This is a genomic window from Saccharothrix sp. ST-888, from assembly GCF_000955975.1.
Taxonomy (GTDB): domain Bacteria; phylum Actinomycetota; class Actinomycetes; order Streptomycetales; family Streptomycetaceae; genus Kitasatospora.
The window spans coordinates 1-299 of the sequence record NZ_JYJF01001010.1; the positions used below are offsets into that span (position 1 = coordinate 1).

General features: G+C 69.9%; 1 protein-coding gene. It reads left to right on the plus strand.

Going from position 1 to position 299, the window contains the following annotated elements:
- Nucleotides 1–79 precede the first annotated feature (79 nt).
- Nucleotides 80–262 carry a 30S ribosomal protein S18 gene (gene rpsR / locus UK12_RS35355; protein WP_045307324.1) on the plus strand — a complete coding sequence of 61 codons (183 nt, stop codon included), beginning with the start codon at nucleotides 80–82 and terminating at the stop codon, nucleotides 260–262.
- The last annotated feature ends 37 nt before the right edge of the window (nucleotides 263–299 follow it).

The window sequence follows — 299 nt, forward strand, 5'->3', positions numbered from 1 at the left end:
CACCAGAGGGAGCGCTGGACGCCCACGGGTCGTCGGACGGGCCGGACTGGCCGCCGGAGTTTCCACCCCAGCCGCCGCCCTGCTGGCCGCCGCCGCCGCGGCCGTAGCCGCGACCCTGCTCCCGAAGTCCGTCTCCCACCGCGTCCAGATCCACTCCCGCCGGGTCACCGGCAACTGCACCCATCACCAGCGTCACGTCCCCACGGCCGTGAAGAACAGCCGTGAGATGGCGCTGCTGCCCTACACCTCCACCACGCGCTAAGAGAGGGTGACCGAGTAATGAAGATCATCCTCACGCA